This window comes from Chryseobacterium sp. HR92, from assembly GCF_045689405.1.
Lineage (GTDB): Bacteria > Bacteroidota > Bacteroidia > Flavobacteriales > Weeksellaceae > Chryseobacterium > Chryseobacterium viscerum_A.
The window spans coordinates 3,220,791-3,239,355 of record NZ_CP139139.1 but is presented as its reverse complement, the minus strand read 5'-3'; the positions used below and the strand labels follow the sequence as shown (position 1 = coordinate 3,239,355).

General features: G+C 37.1%; 15 protein-coding genes, 1 tRNA gene and 1 pseudogene. 9 read left to right on the top strand and 8 right to left on the bottom strand.

From position 1 onward, the window contains the following. Positions 1 to 7: 7 nt before the first annotated feature. The 4 genes from SFA27_RS14445 to SFA27_RS14430 all read left to right on the top strand — a co-directional run bounded on the left by SFA27_RS14445 (position 8) and on the right by SFA27_RS14430 (position 5,480). Positions 8 to 571 (top strand): Crp/Fnr family transcriptional regulator, encoded by a 564-nt coding sequence (locus SFA27_RS14445; RefSeq protein ID WP_407292994.1) that lies wholly within the window; start codon positions 8 to 10, stop codon positions 569 to 571. A 99-nt stretch (positions 572 to 670) separates the two neighbouring features. Then, entirely contained in the window at positions 671 to 1,060 is a 390-nt protein-coding gene (locus SFA27_RS14440; RefSeq protein ID WP_407292992.1) for a RidA family protein, read from the top strand. 95 nt (positions 1,061 to 1,155) lie between these two features. Continuing rightward, entirely contained in the window at positions 1,156 to 1,944 is a 789-nt protein-coding gene (locus SFA27_RS14435; RefSeq protein ID WP_407292990.1) for an SDR family oxidoreductase, read from the top strand. 50 nt (positions 1,945 to 1,994) lie between these two features. Further along, a complete protein-coding gene (locus SFA27_RS14430) occupies positions 1,995 to 5,480 on the top strand; it encodes a DUF2723 domain-containing protein (RefSeq protein ID WP_407292988.1) in 3,486 nt (1,161 codons plus the stop codon). A gap of 69 nt (positions 5,481 to 5,549) precedes the next feature. Here the strand turns inward: SFA27_RS14430 and SFA27_RS14425 are convergent, their stop codons facing one another. The 6 genes from SFA27_RS14425 to SFA27_RS14400 form a co-directional block, all read right to left on the bottom strand. Beyond that, positions 5,550 to 5,693 (bottom strand): hypothetical protein, encoded by a 144-nt coding sequence (locus SFA27_RS14425; RefSeq protein ID WP_407292986.1) that lies wholly within the window; start codon positions 5,691 to 5,693, stop codon positions 5,550 to 5,552. 6 nt (positions 5,694 to 5,699) lie between these two features. Then, on the bottom strand, positions 5,700 to 6,425 hold the full coding sequence (gene ric, locus SFA27_RS14420) for an iron-sulfur cluster repair di-iron protein (RefSeq protein WP_407292985.1): 726 nt from the start codon (positions 6,423 to 6,425) through the stop codon (positions 5,700 to 5,702). Between the two features lie 39 nt (positions 6,426 to 6,464). Continuing rightward, positions 6,465 to 6,896: a c-type cytochrome gene (locus SFA27_RS14415; RefSeq protein ID WP_407292983.1), complete on the bottom strand. Its 432-nt coding sequence runs from the start codon at positions 6,894 to 6,896 to the stop codon at positions 6,465 to 6,467. Between the two features lie 15 nt (positions 6,897 to 6,911). Further along, positions 6,912 to 7,361, bottom strand: a complete 450-nt coding sequence (locus tag SFA27_RS14410) for a hypothetical protein (RefSeq protein ID WP_407292980.1) — start codon at positions 7,359 to 7,361, stop codon at positions 6,912 to 6,914. Between the two features lie 54 nt (positions 7,362 to 7,415). Then, a complete protein-coding gene (locus SFA27_RS14405) occupies positions 7,416 to 7,847 on the bottom strand; it encodes an RrF2 family transcriptional regulator (RefSeq protein WP_407292977.1) in 432 nt (143 codons plus the stop codon). A gap of 101 nt (positions 7,848 to 7,948) precedes the next feature. Further along, positions 7,949 to 8,761, bottom strand: a complete 813-nt coding sequence (locus SFA27_RS14400; RefSeq protein ID WP_407292975.1) for an AraC family transcriptional regulator — start codon at positions 8,759 to 8,761, stop codon at positions 7,949 to 7,951. A gap of 131 nt (positions 8,762 to 8,892) precedes the next feature. On the opposite strand from SFA27_RS14400, the gene SFA27_RS14395 reads away from it, so the two are divergent. The 4 genes from SFA27_RS14395 to SFA27_RS14380 all read left to right on the top strand — a co-directional run bounded on the left by SFA27_RS14395 (position 8,893) and on the right by SFA27_RS14380 (position 13,275). Next, the gene (locus tag SFA27_RS14395; RefSeq protein ID WP_407292973.1) at positions 8,893 to 10,215 is read left to right on the top strand and encodes a TolC family protein; all 1,323 of its coding nucleotides are present in this window, start codon (positions 8,893 to 8,895) and stop codon (positions 10,213 to 10,215) included. 4 nt (positions 10,216 to 10,219) lie between these two features. Beyond that, positions 10,220 to 11,284 carry an HlyD family secretion protein gene (locus tag SFA27_RS14390; protein WP_407292971.1) on the top strand — a complete coding sequence of 355 codons (1,065 nt, stop codon included), beginning with the start codon at positions 10,220 to 10,222 and terminating at the stop codon, positions 11,282 to 11,284. Beyond that, the gene (locus tag SFA27_RS14385) at positions 11,277 to 12,869 is read left to right on the top strand and encodes a beta-carotene 15,15'-monooxygenase (RefSeq protein WP_407292969.1); all 1,593 of its coding nucleotides are present in this window, start codon (positions 11,277 to 11,279) and stop codon (positions 12,867 to 12,869) included. The genes SFA27_RS14390 and SFA27_RS14385 overlap by 8 nt, the downstream gene beginning before the upstream one ends. A 333-nt stretch (positions 12,870 to 13,202) precedes the next feature. Next, positions 13,203 to 13,275, top strand: a tRNA-Lys gene (locus SFA27_RS14380). A gap of 733 nt (positions 13,276 to 14,008) precedes the next feature. On the opposite strand, the pseudogene SFA27_RS14375 reads toward SFA27_RS14380, so the two are convergent. Next, positions 14,009 to 14,806, bottom strand: a pseudogene (locus tag SFA27_RS14375) (recombinase family protein); the annotation flags it as partial. A gap of 10 nt (positions 14,807 to 14,816) precedes the next feature. Next, complete coding sequence (locus SFA27_RS14370) at positions 14,817 to 15,002, bottom strand: hypothetical protein (RefSeq protein ID WP_213278801.1); 186 nt, start codon at positions 15,000 to 15,002, stop codon at positions 14,817 to 14,819. A gap of 381 nt (positions 15,003 to 15,383) precedes the next feature. On the opposite strand from SFA27_RS14370, the gene SFA27_RS14365 reads away from it, so the two are divergent. After that, the gene (locus tag SFA27_RS14365) at positions 15,384 to 18,389 is read left to right on the top strand and encodes a LamG-like jellyroll fold domain-containing protein (RefSeq protein ID WP_407292966.1); all 3,006 of its coding nucleotides are present in this window, start codon (positions 15,384 to 15,386) and stop codon (positions 18,387 to 18,389) included. Positions 18,390 to 18,565 lie beyond the last annotated feature (176 nt).

The window sequence follows — 18,565 nt, the reverse complement described above, 5'->3', positions numbered from 1 at the left end:
ATAGAATATGCTGTATCAGCTGAGGTCTCATATCGAAAAAATACTACCCCTTAATGATGATGAGTTTGAATTGATATCATCCTGTTTTATCTATAAAAAATATAAAAAACATCAGTTTTTAGTACAGGAAGGAGAATCAGTTCCTTACAATTATTTTGTCCTGAAAGGTCTTTTGAAATTGGTTTATTCTGATGAAACCGGAAAAGAGCATATTATCGGCTTTGCCATGGAAGATTGGTGGGAAACAGATTTTCCTGCTTACTATCAGCAAACTTTGGCCACGATGTCTTTGGAATGCCTTGAAGATACAGAAGTATTGTGCCTTCAGTTAGATGACTACAAAAAGCTCTGTACCCAACTACCAAAACTTGAACATTTTTTTCTGGAAAAAGCATACCTGGGATTTATTACCGCTCAGCAACGAACTATTTCCATGATGACAACCGGAATAAAAGAACGGTATGACCAGCTTTTGGAAAAATATCCTTCTTTAGTTCAACGGGTACCGAAATCTCTTTTAGCAGCTTATTTAGGCGTTTCCAGGGAAACTTTAAGCCGTCTTCCACTGTAAAACCGTGATGGAGCTCACACAATAATTGTGATCAGGATCACAGAGATTTACTGTAGTTGTTCTGCAATTTTGTACAGTAAAATATAACAAATTCATACAATGGAAAAAAGAACGGTTAACCCATGGAAATGGCAGGATGAGAGAAGCTATTCTCAGGCTGTAGAGGTAAAAAATGTTGAATGTACTTTATACTGCTCAGGACAGGCGGCTATTGATCCTGATGGAACATCCAGTAATCAGGATATGAAATCGCAGCTGGAACAGGCTATTGCCAATCTGGAAGAAGTGATTAGCACAGCGGGATATGAATGTAGCGGTATCGTCAGATTAAATATCTATACGACTTCTACTGAAGAACTCTGGCCTTATTTTCCCATTCTTCAGAAGTGGATTGCCCAACATAAAATACAGCAGGCCGTAACGATGCTTGAAGTAAAAGGCTTGTTTGAAACTTTAAAAGTTGAGCTTGAAGCAACAGTAGTGAAGTAATTGATAAATATGAGTTAAAAGGCAGACCTTCAAAATATAATTTGGAGGTTTTTTCTTACATTTATCCTATACCAATTACTATATCCAAAGATCTTATGAATATTCAACTTTTTTCAAAAAATGCCTTAGTAGGTGGAGCTACCCAGGGAATAGGTGCAGGAATTGCCATAGAGCTGGCAAAATGCGGGGCCAATGTTACCGTTATGGCACGTAATGAAACAAAACTTAAAGCCTTCGTTTCTTCAATGCCGGTAATTAATACGGAACAGAAACATGAATATCTGGTGGCTGACTTTTCAGACTTTGAAGAGTATAAGAAAATTATAGCAGGATATTTTAATGACCATTCGGTTGATATTTTGGTAAACAATACAAACGGTCCGGAACCAGGTTTGGCACTCGATAAAACGCCGGATGATTATCAGAAAGCGTTTGATCTTCTTTTTAAAACGGTTTGCGAAACAACGTTATTGGCTTTACCTCATATGATCCAACAGAAAAAAGGCCGTATTATCAATGTTTCTTCTTTATCAGTTAAGGAACCCATCGGAAATCTGGCGCTGTCAAATTCTATCCGTTCTGCGGTAATTGCATGGGCAAAAACCCTTTCGAATGAAATTGCACAACATAATATCACCGTAAATAATGTTCTGACAGGATATTTTGACACCGAACGAATCCAAAAACTTGTTACCCATGAGGCTCAGCAAAGTGGTGCTCCGGCGGAAGAAATAAAAAAGACAAGAGAAAATAAGATTCCCATGAAAAGATTCGGGCAGCCGGAAGAATATGGACATCTTGTTGCCTTCCTTGCATCAGAATATGCCGGATATCTTACCGGAACCAGTATTCCTCTGGACGGAGGGCTAAATAATACCTATTAGATGTAATAAACCCTTTCCCCCAGTTGTCATATCAATATTGAAAATATTATATGAAAAACTGGTCTTTTAAAAAGTGGAACACCGTGCTGGGATGGTTCCTTTTTGCTATTGCACTTATCACTTATCTCTCAACAATGGAACATTCCCTGAGTTTTTGGGATTGCGGAGAATATATTTCTTCAGCGGTAAAACTTGAAGTAACCCATGCTCCGGGAGCTGCTTTGTTCCAGATTATGGGAGCTGTAGCAAGTATTTTTGCTCTAGGGAATGCAGAAAATTATTCTATTGTGATCAATGCCATGTCGGCGTTATTCAGTGCGTTTACCATTTTGTTTCTATTCTGGACGATTACCCATTTTTTAAGATGGCTTTTACATAAAGATTTTGAAGAAATTACAAAACATCAGGAAATCTCAATTCTGTTTGCCGGAGTAATTGGAGCTCTATGTTTTACATTTTCAGATACATTCTGGTTTTCAGCCGTAGAAGGGGAGGTATATGCAATGGCTTCTCTGTTTATCGCATTGTTGGTCTGGCTGATCACCAAATGGGAGAATGAATCTAAAGCTGCTGACAGCGAGAGATGGATCATTCTTATTTTCTTTATAATAGGACTTTCTGTGGGCGTGCATATGATGTGTATGCTTGCAATTCCGGCCATATGTCTGGTATACTACGCCCGAAACTATAATTTTTCCTGGAAGAGCTTCATGGCTGCCAATCTGATTACATTAGGAATTCTTGCATTTGTATTCAAGATTATCTTTCCTTTGGTCATGACAATGTTTGGTAAACTTGAGATTTTCTTTGTGAATGGGTTGGGACTTCCATTCCATTCAGGGACAATTGTAGCGTTTGTTCTTATGACGGCATTCAGTTATTTCTTGATTAAATATGCAAGAAATACAAAAAGAAAAGTGTATCAGACCATCGTTTTATCCCTTGTGTATATGATGATTGGTTTCTCTTGCTGGCTGGTGATTCCCATCAGGGCAAATGCCAATCCGCCGATGAACCTTAATGATCCGGATACTGCAATAGGAATGAGAGATTATTATAACAGGGTACAATATGGTGACTGGCCTACAATTTACGGACAGAACTACACCGCATTTCTTGACAAAAATGGATTGGAAAAAGATGAGGACGGAAGCTATAAAAAAGATGTGACAGGAGATATTTATGAAAAAGATGAAAAAACAGGTACCTACAGAAAAACCGGGGAACAGTTCAATTATGTGTTTAATAAATCACATGTCAGTTTCATGCCGCGGATGTTCAATCAAGATAAAGAGATTATTGCAAATTATATTACCTTGTATGGCGCTCCTGATTTTACCTTCAATTATGATAATGAAGACGTGGCAGACAATCCGGAGGCCAAAAGAATTTTTGATGAACTGAGAGCAAAATACGAAGGAGATTCTATCACAGCAGAAGATTACCTGAAAGTAAAACCTTATGATCTTATCAAGGTACAACGTCCATCTTTTGCTCAGAATATGGATTATTTCATCTCTTTCCAAAACGGATACTATTTTGTTCGATATCTGATGTGGAATTTCGTAGGAAGACAGAACGATCTTGAGGGACATATGGAGAATACCAATGGTAACTGGATCTCAGGATTTTCTTTTATTGATAATGCATTGTTGGGTGATCAGGATCATATGCCGGCTAAATTTAAAAATGAAAGTACCGTTAAGTTTTTCTTTCTTCCATTGATCTTAGGACTTATCGGTTTCTTTTTTCAGCTGAACAGGGACTTCGGGAGATTTTATGCTATTCTTTCGCTGTTTGTGCTGACAAGTATGGGAATTGTCTTCTATACCGGAGTAAAACCATTTGAAGTGAGGGAAAGAGATTATGCGATGGTAGGTTCTTTCTATGCCTTTGCCATCTGGATCGGCCTGGGAGCAGGAGCAGTACTTTGGCTGATTCAGTCTAAACTTAAATCTAATGCGGCTCATATTATTCTGGGAGTAGTATTGTTGGGAATTCCTTTTATGATGGGATTCCAGAATTATACTTCGCATGACCGCAGTAAAAAGACCGCAGCCCGTGATTATGCTTATTCATTTTTACGTTCGCTGCCTAAAGATGATATTATTTTTATTTATGGTGATAATGATACTTTTCCCGTATGGGCAATCCAGGAGACGGAAAGATTCAGAGATGATGTGAAAACAGTCAACTTTACTCTTTTAGCTACTCCATGGAATATAGATCAGGTGAAAAGAAGAACATACAATGCAAGGGGAATTCCGGGTGAATTAACGCATGAAGAATATAGAGATGGGGTAAATGATCAGGTATATCTGATGAAAAAAGAGGATTGGGAAGGTTTTTTCCAAATGTTGAAAGAACAGGGAGCGCCAGACACTGCTTTCCGGGAATTCAGAAAATATCTGACTCAGGATTCATTGACCCTGAAGGATGCTATAAGATTCCTTCGACTTAAATCATCTGAAAAAGATGAATTGCTGAAGATGTATTTCGGGGAAAAGCAATATGAAAAATACAATATTCTCCCGGTAAGTAAATTTATCCTTCCCGTAAATAAGCAAAATGCTGTGAAATCAGGGATCATCAATAAGGCTGATCTTTCCAAAGCGGTAGATCAGATTATAATCAATTATGAAGCGAATACTCTTTACAAAAGCAATCTGATGATGTTGGATATGCTGGCCAATTTCGACTGGAAGCGTCCTATAAATTTCTCATCAGGCGGAATGTATGACAGTGAAAATATTTTTTATCTTGATGATTACCTGCAGTTTGATGGCTTCAGCTACAGATTGGTTCCTATTCATACCCCTCAGAGCCCGGATGGAGATAAAGGAAGGGTAGACGCCAATTCACTTTATCAGGTGGTGAAAAACTTCAGATGGGGAAATTTTAAAGACCTTAGTGTTTATTATAATGAAACGGCAACTTCCAATATTTTAGGATACAGAATGTCAGTAAGCAGGGCCGTATCCGCGCTTGTGGTTAATGGACAGAAAGCTAAGGCACTAGAGCTGCTGGATCTTGCTGCAAAAGAAATTCCTGTTGAGAAATACAATGATCCAAGGTCATTAAGCTCAATGGTAACCGGATATATTGTTGCCGGGCAGGAGCAGAAAGGTCTTCAGCTGGCAGAAACTCTTAAGAAGGGGATATTTGAAGAATATGATTACTATCAAAATCTTTCTCCGGCATTTAAAGCGGCTGCCAGAAAACAGATGAGGTCAAAACCAATGGAATATGCCTTAGTTGTTTCCGCAGTTACAGAAGCCTACAAAACATTGGGACAGAATGAAAAAGCATATGCCTATCTTTTGCAGTCAATAGAGCCAATTGATAAGAAATTCAGTGTTTTTATAAAAGGACTGCAGCAAATGGGGAAAGAAAAAGCGATTAAAGAATCGGAAAATATCCGCCAAATTGCTCCTTTTTACCAGTATTTATTCAATGTCATGGAGCCTTTTGATTCTGCTTATTCCAGAAAAAAGGAAATTGAAATTACCAATGCTATGATGAAAGCAACACAATAAATTATAAATAGAAAAGCCTTTAATTCAGTATTTAAAGGCTTTTTTAACATTAATAAAATAAACTCAGACTTATTTCCAGAATTCATCTTCATAACTGTCCTTCTCATCTGTATGAATATCATTCAGCTCTTTTCCGATTTTCTCCCTGAAATGCTGCTCAGATGATAATCCCAGAAATACAGAATATAATCTCTGATGCGGGACATCTATCATTTAGTTTTAAGATTCAATGGTAAACTCTTTTTCCAGTCGGACCGCTTTTGGGAAAAGGATATTATTTTCAAGATGAATGTGTTGATGTAAGTCATTTTCAAAATCCTGAAGCATGGCAAATGCTACCTTATAGGTGTTACAGGCATCTGCAGGCGGAAGATATTCATTGGTGATTTCTGCTATCCTTCTGAAACGGTCACCTTCTACCGTATGTTCGTGTTCCATCATATGAACCGGATTTTCTACGGTTCCAAAATGAGGCTGGGAAAGAGCGCTGCCGGATATTTTGGCTTTCACCATATTTTTCACAAATGGGAACAGGATCAGTTCTTCTTTTTTCATATGAGCTGCCAGATCGTATGCCGATTCATTGAATAATGCATTAATTTCAAACAGCTCTGGATGTCTGCCTCCATGCACTTTACATAGTTTATCAAGAAATGCCTGCAAAACGGGAGTTTTTTCTTCAACATATCGGTGATGGGTTTTCTCAATATAATCCGTAAGAAGATCCAGAGGCCAGCTGTTGAAATCTATCGCTGAACCTTCATTTTTTGGAAGCGCTTCCAATTCTTCATAAACCTTTTCAGGAGCAAGTTTCTTATTGCTGCATGCCTCTTCAATGGTTCTTCCGCCTTTACAGCAGAAATCAATTCCATGTCTTTTAAAAATTACGGCTGTTCTGAAATCTTCAGCAACCATATTTCCTATAAAATCTGTTCTTGTGTTCATAATATAATACTTTTTTGTCCTTTATTATTTTAAATTTTTTTACTGCTTCTTAAGTGAGAGAATGTATTTTACCATCAGCCTGGCGTTATCTTTACTCAGTCCTGCGTGGGGAGTCATGGGAATTTCTCCCCAGTTACCTTTACCTCCGTCAATGATTTTTTGTGCCAATATATCGAGATCTGCATCAGTATATTTTGCTGCAACTTCCTGATAAGAAGGGCCTATTAATTTTGAATCCATTTTATGGCAGGTAAGACAATCAGTTCCTTCTATTAATTTCAATCCTTCATGTTTCGATACATCTGTGGAAGGAGAAACTTCAGTGACTTTTTCTGTTGGCTGTGGCTGGGTAACCTGTTGTTCGGAATAAGGTTCAGCCTGTGGGATAGGAGTCGTTTCCGGTTTGGAGCAGGAAAATAATAATGTGGCTAAAGTCAATGCAACAATGGTATTTTGAACGGGTATTTTCATAATAAAAAATGTTTGTTATTGAACTGTATTTCTTTTGAATTGTAAAATGATGGCTGCTATGAGCGTTAATGCTTTTGTGGTTTCGGCATAAATAAAATAGTCGTGCAATGGAGTAGGAGATAATGCGTTTCCTGATGAAAGCAGGTCTACACGAGAATCAAGTACCGGCAGCAGCCAGAATTGTTCTAAAGCAAGTATAGAAATTAGAACAGTAAGAATTATAAAGTCTGTTTTTGTATAATTTCTTCGGCTCATAAGCATCAACACAAGAATTATAAAAATAAATCCCCATTGTATTTTTGAAGATATTCCAAACATGAGTTTTCCTAATCCTAATGCGGTAGTAAGGGGGATGCCCTGAACCTGAAACTTTAATGGGGTCTCCAGAAAGCTGATAGTCATAAACATCCCGGTCATCAGACAGAGAAAGAGTAGTACCAAAGGATTTTTGAGAAATAGTTTCATTGTAAATTATTTAATATATAAAGATCTTTTTATCTTTTATTTGGTCAAATTTTTTTAGACCTTCAGATGAGTAAGCTGTAAGTCCAGATTGTCAACAAACATTTGAATTTTTGAGGTTTCAAGCATGATTCGCAGATCCTGTCGGATGCTTTTGAACTGATCATGAAGCGGGCATGGATGTGTTTCTGAACATTGATCAAGTCCAAGTCCGCAACCGATGAAAAGCTTATGCCCGTCAATTTCTCTTACAATATCAGCAATGGAAGTGTTCAGATTTTTCTGATCCATATAAAAACCTCCGTTTGGACCTTTGGCAGATTGTACAAATCCTTTTCTGCTCAGGTCCTGTAAAATTTTGGCGATAAAGTGTTCCGGTGAATGGATGCTCTTTGAAATATCTTTAATCCCGACCCTGCTGTCATTTTTAGACTGTTGGGCAATGTAGATCAAAGCTCTTAAGGCATATTCACAGGTTTTTGAAAACATTTTTCTGAGTTTTATAAGGCAAAGATAGAAAGATATTTTTAATAAAAGATAAATTTATCTTTTATTTTTTTTAAACTGATGAAGGTCATATCTAAAACAGATTATCCAATGGAATTTTGAGTTGTTTTATTGCTTTTCCTCAGATCTGAAGGCCTGGACTGGGTAAATTCACGAAAAGTATCACTAAAGGCACTAATGGAGCTGTAGCCTACATCATCAGCAATTTCATTGATAGGCTTGTCCGTATTTAACAATAATTCAATGGCTTTGATGATTCTTAACGTTTTCAGATATTGAAGAAAAGAAATATCCATATCTGATTTGAAAAGCCGGGACATAGAACGTTCACTCAAGCCGAATCTGCTGCTTACATTGGTCAAAGTAAGTTTTTCCCCGATATTCCATTCCAGATAAGATACAATTCTCATCATCTGTTTGTTGTGTGTAGCAGGAAGAATAATAGGTAATGGCTGTTGATGAGTTTTTGGCAGGATTTTTTTTAAAGCTACCAGAAATTCAAAGTTTTCGTCTTTCGCAGTTACGTGTTTTTCATCCCAGATTTCAGTATACTTAATCATCTGGATCAGAAGTTCTGATGCCGGATATATTCCCAGTCTGCTGTAGAAAGGATTTGAGAGATCATCATGGGCATAGAAATAAAGAGAGCGCAGAACTGTTGCCGTATGTCCGATCTCTAAAATATGTTCCATTCCCTGCGGAATCCAGAAGAAATGCCGGGCCGGAACCACATATGTTCTGTTGTTGATTGTGATATAGGCAATACCGCCTTCTACATAGCTCAACTGTCCTTTTGTATGCTTGTGGAAAGGAATTAGTTTTTCCGATTTTTCGTGCATAACAAATACACTTTTGTCGTCCTTATCAATATCAGGAAGTGCAGCAATTAATCCCATAAAAAAATAAAAGTACCAATGAAAATGCAAATATAATGATTTGGCCGGAATCATGTAAAAGTTGACTATTTTAGATAAATAAAATTTCCGGATTGCCAATAAATTTGCAGTGCAATAATTCAAAAATTCAAATGAAAATTTATGTCGCCGGATTGCTGATACTGGGAATTTCCTATACAATATCAGCTCAGACTGGCAACCCAACAAAGGATACCCTACGACTCTCCTTAAAAGACGCATGGCAGAGAGCTGAAGAGAACAGCCGTCACATCAGAATTAATACCATCAACCTGGACATAGCGGAAGCTGAAGTAAAAGATGCAAAAAGAGAACGGCTTCCGGAAATAGAAGTTAAAGGTTCTGCCGAAAAAGCGTCTAACATTCCTATCTATGAAAACGGAATTTTTTCCAAACCGACCCAGCATGAAGTCATTCATACGCTTTACCGAGCCGGAGTAGATTTTTATCTGAATATTTATAATGGAAACAAACTGAATCTTAAGATTAAAGAAAATCAGACTCTTCAGAAAATTAAGGATATCCAGAAAGAACAGTCTGTTTCTGATATTCATTACAAAACGGCAGCGCTTTATCTTGAACTTCAGAAAACTTTAATTTTCAGAAACCTTATACAGCAGGATATTGCTGATCAGAAAACACAGCTTAAAGAAATTCAGGCTCTTTATAAAAACGGGGTCGTTTTAAAAAGCGATGTTTTAAGAATTGAGCTTGAACTGTCAAAGCGGAAGATGGCTTTGGTGACTATAGAAAATGATATTCTCATCGCGATGCAGAAATTGAATATTATTCTTGGAATTCCGGATGAGCAGACTGTTATTCCTGAAGCACCGTTTAATCAATGGAATGAAAGCACAACTTACAATGAGTACCTGAAACTGGCAATGGATCATTCTTTCAATTATCATGTCTCTGAACAACAGACAGAACTGAGCAAGATCAAACTGAAGCAGGTAAAAGCCAATGTAAGACCTAAAATTGGGATGTATGGTGAATTCTATTATGCCAATCCGCAGATTTTTCTTTATCCCTACAATCCTTATTGGTATTCATTGGGAATAGTAGGAGTTAAAGCTTCGTTTTCCATTTCGTCCCTTTATCACAATACTCACAAAGTGAAGGCGGCCCAACTGGAATTTGAAAAGGAAGAAGAAGCACACAAGGATACAGAGGATAAAGTAAGACAACAGGTAAAAGAAGCCTATCTGAGGTATCAGGAAGCCCTTGAGCAGATAAAAGTAGCGGAAGCCAATGTCACCCAGGCCAAAGAGAATGCACGCATCATTAAGAATACTTACTTCAGCCAGACTTCTCTTATTACAGAACTGCTGGATGCTGATATACAGCTTCTTCAGACAAAATTTGAACTGGAAGCGGCAAAAATTATGGCACAGAACAATTATTATTTACTACAAAACATTACAGGCGTTTTATAATACAATGAAAAAAAAATATACTCCCACAGATAGGCTGATCACAAAGATCACAGGATGGATTTCAGTCTTAATTGTTGCCGCACTTGCCATATGGGGCGGTTTTACTTTAAAGAATTACTATGCGTATGAACAGACCAATGATGCACAGGTTCAGGAATATGTGAATCCTATTATTTCAAGAGCAGGAGGATTCATTGTAGCCGTGAAATTTGAAGAAAACCAGGAAGTGAAAAAAGGGGATACGCTTCTGATTATAGATAACCGTGAATATGTTCTTCAGGAAAAACAGACTCAGGCTGCCCTTCAGAAAGCCCATGCCCAATTGAAAGTATTGGAAAGTACTACAGGTACTACAGAAAAAGAAGCTGCAGCAGCGATGGCTCAGGTGGACGCCAATAAGGCAAAAGTTTGGAAACAGCAACTTGATTATAACAGATACAAAAAATTGTATGACGAAGAATCTGCTACTAAACAGCGGCTTGAAGATGTAAAAGCAACGTTGGATGTCAATGAAAGTGATTACCAATCTTCCCAGGATAATTATGCTGCTTCAATGTCTAAAATAAATGATATCCGGGCGGAAAAAACGGTTGTTATCGCAGAAATTGCCAGATTGGAAGCATTGCTGGACCGTCATCAATTAGATGTAAGCTATACCGCAGTCACCGCAGCTTATGATGGAAGAATGGGAAGAAGAACTGTTGAAGTAGGGCAGATGATTGATGCCGGAGAAACGCTGGCGTTTATCGTCAATAATGAAACAGATAAATGGGTGGTTGCAAATTATAAAGAAACGCAGATCAAGGATATGCATATCGGGGATCATGTGAAAATTATAGCAGATTCTTATCCTGACAGGGAATTTAAGGGAACCATCATTTCGTTATCTCCGGCTACCGGATCAAGTTTTTCATTGCTGCCACCTGATAATTCTACCGGCAATTATGTGAAGATTGTACAGCGTATTCCTGTAAGAATAAAAGTAGATGGAGTAAGGAAAGATATTGATGTCCTGAAAGTGGGAATGAATGTGAATGTATATGCCGATAAAAAACATTCTAATGGCTAAAAGACAAATGCCCTATTTCAAAAAATGGGCTCCGGAATGGCTGGTGAAGATTATTCTCTTTTCAATGACTCTTCCGGGAATCATTATATTTTTTCTTCCTTTGGCCAATGTGAATGCCGCAGCGGGATATTATGGGAGTGAACCTGCGGATATTCAATTTTCTGTAGCATTGTTTTATGCAGGATATGTAGGATTTTACAGTCTGGAAAGAAGGTTTTTCAGCTTTCTTGCTGCAAAGGAATACTTTCTTCTGTTTACCACGCTACAGATTTTGGCCTGTCTGGTATGTTATTTTACCCGTGAAATTTATATCCTGTTTCCTGTGCGATTCATACAGGGAATGCTATTTGCAGGAAACGTGAATCTGTCACTGACTCTCATTTTTACGAGACTGAGCAGTGAAAGAGGAAGGGAAATTAGTTTTTCAGTATTCTTTGGAATTCTGATATGTGCTCTGCCGTTCAATAATCTGATCACTGCAGATCTTATTGATTCATATAATTTTAATATTGTCTATAAAACCGCTATATTCTCTTACCTGCCTGGGCTTATTTTCCTCACTCTTGCCATGAGCAATTACAGAACTCATGCTAGATTTCATCTGTATAAACTCGACTGGCAAAGCTTTGGACTTTTCAGTACTCTACTTGTACTGATAGGATATATTACCATTTTTGGACAGGAATATTACTGGCTGGAAGATAATCGGATTCTTGGAAGTGTCATAGGAATTGTTGTTTTGGGAGGAATATCCATTTTCCGCCAGCAGGCCATTAAAAGACCTTATATTGATCTGTGGATTTTTAAATACAGAAACTTCAAAGTAGGTCTGCTGATCCTTTTTGTGATGTATATCTGCCGGTTTGCATCAGGAATTGTCAACAATTATTTTGCATCAGAACTGCATTTGGATCCGTTTCATATTTCCTATATAAATATTTTTAACCTTGCAGGATTGGTTTTTGGAGTTATTATCGCCTGTTGTATGGTTTTGCAAAAGAAAAATATACGGTACATCTGGAGTTTTGGATTTTTAATGCTGTTGATCTTTCATGGATTAATGTATTACTCTTTTGATGTGCAGGCTGATGAGTTTAATTATTATATTCCGTTGTTCCTTCAGGGATTGGGTGTAGGTTTGATTATGGTTCCAACGATTATTTTTATTATCTCGTCAGTTCCTGCTATTATTGGTCCTTCAGCGGCGGCTACAGCTCTGGCTGTCCGATATCTGGGGTTTTGCATCAGTATAGCGCTGATCAATTTTTTTGAATTGTTTGAAAAAAGCCGCCATTATAATGCTTTTCAGGATCATTTAAGTGCTATAGATCCGGCAGTCAAAAATTTTCTTCACCAGCAAACCGCTAAGCTTATTTCCAGAGGGATGCCTGAAAGGAAGGCTGCAAAAGCTGCCAACAAGCTGCTGATAGGAAGAATGAATGTTCAGGATCATGTCCGTTTTGCTATGGATTATTATGAAATGATGGTTTGGCTTCTGGCAGCATCATTGTTATTAATTCTTCTTTTTCCCTATCTGAACCGAACAGCTCTTTATTTGAAATCCCGAAGACTGTCACCAGCTTAGATAGAATTTTTAATTTTTAATATTTGGAAAAGTATAGCTTGTTAAGCTAATTTTATAGTTGAGTGCTGAGACTGTCTTATAAGGCAGTCTCTTTTAATTACTGACGGAATTCAAAATTTTTATATTCAAAAAGCTCTTTCATTGGCAAATCCTATTATTCCTAAGATTTTTATTGAAAAAAAATAATTAACGTAATTAATTTATAAACAGGTGTTTGACTTTTTGGCTATAAATTTTATTGTAAAAAAGCCCGGAAAAATTTGGAATTAAAGACTGTTTTTCTATCTTTGCAGTCCCTTAAACAAAGGGATTTACTTAAAAAAGTAAGTGGCCGACTCGGTAGCTCAGCTGGTAGAGCAATACACTTTTAATGTATGGGTCCTGGGTTCGAATCCCAGCCGGGTCACTTGTTGGGACAAATCTAAAAAAGATAGATTTGTCCCATTTTTTTTACCATTTAATTTGTTGGTATCGTGATAGATAAGTTCGACTGCTGAATTCATTCTTAGAGTTCGATGTCGTGTTCCGTCAAAAACCAAAAAATCAGGGAATATCGAACTTATGATATGTCTTTTTTCTTCTGTATTCCCCTTCTGATAGCGTATGTCAAGATTAGCAATTTTTTTTAGCCCAGACTTAAATAGGTCTTTGATTTCGGTGTTTACAGAAGATAAATTATTCAATCTTACTTCTAATTGTTCAATTTTTTCAGTGGTATATTTTTTCAGAAAAATATACTCATCAGCTTCAATACCACCATCAATCTTTTGGATAAGAGCTTTCCTTTTACGATTGTTTAATTCTGCAATTTGATTTAATATATTCGTTCTTTCTGCGTTTTGAGTTTTCGTTTGTGCATTAAAATCTTCAGTGAATGCTTCTATAAAAACATCAATCATTCCTTTTTTAGGTATTAAGGATTTAAGTTGTTTGAGAAAAACATCATTAGCAATTTCTGCTTTAAATCGGACACCACATGAGCTTGAACAGTGATAATAGTTGTAATAGACTCCCATCTTTCCTTTTGATGCACTTCCGGTGAGCATTTTACCACATTTATTACATTTCAAGAATCCTCGTAGAGGTAGGTTGTCAATTGAAACTACCTTTGGCTTGATTTTTCTCTTCCTTCCATCAAGTATTTGCTGAACTTCATTGAACATACTTTCGGTTATGAGTGGTTCATGCTGTCCCAAAACAAAATGTGCTTTTTCATCTTTATGAGCCGGGATAAATATTTTTCCGCAATACAGCGGGTTTCTTAAAGCGACCCAAAAATTATTTTTACTGAATCTGTATTTGCCATCTGTTCTAAAGCGCAGCATTTTCCATATTTGTTCAGTATTGTAATTGTTCAGAATAATCTGTTCAAAGGCCCATTTTAATAAAGGTCCTTCGACTTCATGTATACCGATATATTTCTTATTATCTTCTGTTATTTTATTGCTATAGCCTAAAGGTGCTGTCCCCATATATCGGCCTTCTTTTTTAGCACGTCTCATTCCGTAAAAAGTGTTCAGTGATCTACGATCATTTTCTACTTCAGGAGTGGCAAGATAAAAAGCGAGCATTATCTTGTTTTCTGGAATGTCAAAATCAAGGGGTTGTTCAATGGCTTCGGGCTCTACGCTAAAGGAGCGTAGCAGATTGATCATTTGGTACGCATCACCAGCATTACGGCTAAACCTATCCCATTTTGTGAATAGTAATAGTGAAGCAGTTGTATTCTTTTTTATTTTCCGTAGTGCTACTAAGTACTTTTGCCACTCAGGTCTATTAAAGGTTTTAGCTGAATAATCTTCAATGTAAACATTCCTTATTGTGATACCTTTGATTACACAGTACTTTCTCAAACGATCTTCCTGATCTCGTTGAGAGTATCCTTTATCTGCTTGTTCATCTGTAGATACACGTATATATAAGTCAGCTTGTCTCATAACATCAGCATTATTGTTTGGGATTCATAAAATCCAAATCACGTCCACTAAGATACTGATTTACTGCAATATTAGCAATTGCCTTAATAAAGCTGAGTATTGCCTTAGCCTCTTCGATATTTACAATTGTTCCTTTTTCTTTCAGGACTTTAACTACTTTTTCAGGAGTTAGTTCTGTTACCTCTTCTCTTTTCATCTTACCTCCATTTACCCTTAAATTATAGAATAAAGGTTTTAAAATTACAAGATGATTTTGTTTGTCCGTAGGAGGTCTTATTTGGCAATTGTATATAATCGAATTTTAAATTCATGTTAAGAAGGAACAAAGGATAAAAACTCCTTCTATAAATGAATATGAATTTTTGTTAGCCCCAACGGATGATTTCTCGAATTTTTTTAAAGAAGATTTATTGAAAATAGAAAGTATATATGAATTATCTTTAGTCATGACCTATTGATATGTACACATTGTTTTTTACGGATTCTTTGTAATTGATTGATATATAGTTCAACAGGATGGAGCAGGATGCTCAATATTGGTTTTGTGGATAGATTAGTTAATACAAAATTAATATTTATGAAAAATAAATCTTTACTGTTTAAATCATCTCTTAAATCTTTATTGTTTTGTGGATTAGCATTATCCACTGTTGATTTGAGTGCTCAGACATTAGCATTTCCTGAAGCAACCGGTTTTGGAAGATATACTACAGGAGCAAGAGGGGTAGCAAATCCTCAGATCTATCTGGTTACCAATTTAAATGACAGCGGCCCGGGTTCATTCCGTGACGCGGTAAGTCAGCCGGGTCGGTTTGTTATATTTAAAGTGGGAGGTATTGTTAACTTACAATCAATTGTTGCTGTGGCGGCTAATACTACAATTGCCGGACAAACCGCTCCCGGAGAAGGAATTGTATTTTTGGGACCCAGAGTATCATTTACAGGAGCCAATAATACGATTGCGAGATATCTTCGTATCCGTTATGGCGGGACATCTCAAAATCAGGATGCATCAGGAATAGCCAACGGGGCCAATATCATTTTAGATCATATGACTTTTACATGGGGTACAGATGAAGTATTCTCGGTTAACTGGGATAACAACGGCACAAGTCCCGATAATATAACGATTCAGAATTCTATTATAGGACAAGGAATGCACCGTCATAATCATTCTGCGGGAGGATTAATGCAGCCTCCACCAGGGGGGAAGATCAGCTTAATCGGGAATTTATATATCTGTAATAAAACCCGTAATAATAAAATAAAAGGAATCAACGAGTTTGTAAATAATGTAGTTTACAACTGGGGTAATTATGGAAATACCTATGGCCACACCCAATCCGGGGAGGCATACATCATGGGAGGAGATTCGGCAGGAAGCTCTTTTGCCAATATTATTAACAATTATTTTATCGGAGGTCCCAATACGAGCAATACGGTTACCACACCTTTTAGCGTAGGAAATGCCAATTTCAATTTATATGGTTCCGGTAATTATTTTGACAATAATAAAAATGGTGTATTAGATGGAGCTGCAGTTCCTCAAAGCTTAGTGGGTTACCCTGTCGGAGATCCGGCCGCCATAATGGCTACTCCGTATGATTATCCGATGAAAACCCCTGCATTAACTGCTCAGGAGGCATACAGTAATATTGTTACAAGTGTGGGAGCATCATATCCAAGACGTGATCAGGTAGATGGTCTAATGATTTCAGATTTAATGTCGAAAGGTACAACAGCTACTTATGTGTATGTACAAACTGATTTAACAGCCCAATTTGGTTTTACTAATGGTGGTGCAGGGCACGTTTACGGTGCGCCGGCTCCTCTGGATACGGACAATGACGGGATGCCTGATGCATGGGAAACGGCCAATGGACTAAATCCAAATGTCTTCGATGCTTTGGCAGTAAGCACAACACATGCTCCGTATTTGAATATTGAGGTTTATATCAATAGTTTACCCAATACAGTTCCTCCGGATTTCATTATTCCGCCTACAAATGTGAATTTTACCAATACAATCACAACTACAGGAACTTCACCTTCAAGCTCTTTAACTGTTAATTGGAACGATAATGCGACAAATGAAACTCATTATATTGTAGAACGTTCTTCCGATGGTACGAATTTTACTGTCATTGCAACCTTGGGGGCGAATGCAACAAGTTATAATGAAATTGGTTTAACGCCTGATACTCAATATTATTACAGAGTTAAAGCAACAAATGCAACAGAATCTTCAGTTTACACATCAGATACATCAGTAACCACACCACCAATCCCGTCAGCTCCGGCAAAAGCAAATAACCCGATTCCTTCAACTGGCAATAATAATGTTGAGTTGAACGGTGGAAACCTGCTTTTAAAATGGAATGGAAGTCCAAATACAACAATGTATACAGTTTATTTTGGAACAGATCCTTCAAATTTAAGCAGTATTGCAACTGTACCTTATTCTACTGCACCCGCATACCAGTTTAATAATTTAAATCCGGCAATAAATTACCATTGGAGAATTGATGCGTCCAATACTCTTGGCACTGCTGTGGGAGATGTATGGAATTTCCGTGCACTGACTCCGGGTATTGTCGGCAACTGGCCATTTGCGGAAGCTCCTTCCGCTGGTGAGCAAATTGCAGACATAACGTCTTTTGCTAATCATGGAGTATTAGATACAGCTTATGACAATGCCAATGTAAGAATACCGGGAAAAGAAAACAACGCCCTTGATCTGGCAACGTCGTCCGGTAATATGTACATCGCCAGTATTCCTCATCAGAATCATATTTTATTTGATAATCATTCGTTTACTGTTTCATTTTGGATGAAGGCACCAATCAGTATGATACCATCGTCTTCATCTGCAAGTCTTTATATATTATGTAAAGGTTCTTTCACTAAAAATACGGCAACAGGAGCCACAGGGAAACGTTTTAATATAGAAATTAAAGGAGGCCAGCTGCGATATGCTATTGATGATGACATTACGAAAAAAGAAATCACATCACCTATTGCCAATTATTTTACTGGTAACTGGGTACATGTTGTGATTCAGAGGGATATTGCCGCACATAAAATGAGAATTTTCACCAATGGCGCTTTAATCACTGAAGGAGATGAAACTTCAGTTACGGGTATTGGTGAAGCAAGTGATCTGATCATCGGGAATATAGGTGAGCTTGAGTTTTTGTCAACCGCCAATGCTCCGGCTCCCTATAAAGGAGCATTCGACGAACTTAAGTTGTACAATTATGCTTTATCTCCAACAGAAATATATACTTTATACAATCAGGACGTGTTGGGTAATGATGAATTCAGCATCAGCAAAAATGTTGGAACAGTATATCCGAATCCTGCAAAAGACCAGATTTTCATTACGCTTCCAGAATATAAAAAATCCAGTTTAACAGCAACAATTATTGATCTGACAGGAAAAATCGTTGTCAAAGAAAAGATTAATGCTGATGGAAACGGAGTCTTTACATTAAATATTGCAGACAAAAAAGCCTCAGGAAACTATATTCTTAATGTTTCAGGAGAAGATTTGAATAGTAATTTTAAAATTATTATTAAATAAAAGGAATTACCAAAGTTTAATTTCATTCCTATTCAAAAAGAGTCCTTTCAAATTATTTTGAAAGGATTTTCTTTAATTATAAATGGTATTTCAAATATTTTTCTAAATCAACCTGTTAGATTTAAAATTTGATTATTTTTTTGATGTTCATAAGAAACTTATCATTATTTTTGATT